Raw genomic sequence first — 728 nt, 5'->3', positions numbered from 1 at the left:
ATCAATACTATACTCATAAGTCCCATTACCGTTCTGTGGGTTAGAAATCGTAATCTCACCTGGAATAAAAGGCAAACCATTAGAATCACATCGAAGCTCATCTGTAATAGCAATATCTGCTGTGATTACACCATTACTTGTAATAGTGACATCTATCGGATTATCAATGGCACACCCAAAACGATCCAAAACATTTATTGTATGTGTTCCAATTGCTATATTATTGAATGTTTGTGTAGTTGAATTGCTACTCACTACCTGAGCACCTCCATCTAGATCATAAGTATAAGGTCCCTGACCTGCTGTTACTGTTACCAAAATAGAACCAAGATCTGTAGGACAAACCGGATTAGTACCTGTTGCTGTAGCTTCTATCTGCTCATAAGGATTCACTATAACAGCATTTGTATCTACGCTACATCCTGTTGTAATATCTGATACCGTAAATGTATAAGTCCCTGCTGCTGTAATCACAAATATATTAGATCCTTGCTGACTTCCCGGATTTCCCTGAAAAGAATATACAAAGTTTCCTGAACCTCCGGTAACCTCAATTCTTATTTCTGCATCTGTACAAGTTAAATCAGCATCCAAAATTGCTGAAGCCGTAAATAGGGCTGGGTCATCAACTGTAACTGTTTGTCTATCGACACATTCTCCATCATAGGATAGTACCTCTACATCATAGGTATCTGGATCTAAACCTGTAAAGATATGGTTCGGATCTG

The 728-nt window shown here is 38.2% G+C and carries 1 protein-coding gene; it reads right to left on the bottom strand.

What is annotated here, in order from left to right; translation table 11 throughout:
* Window positions 1-728 (bottom strand): SprB repeat-containing protein (locus F0000_RS27520; RefSeq protein WP_149627887.1); only part of this gene is annotated, 728 nt, incomplete at both ends.

It is taken from the genome of Aquimarina sp. RZ0 (assembly GCF_008370685.1).
Classification (GTDB): Bacteria; Bacteroidota; Bacteroidia; order Flavobacteriales; family Flavobacteriaceae; genus Aquimarina.
This window is presented reverse-complemented; position numbering and strand designations above follow the sequence as displayed.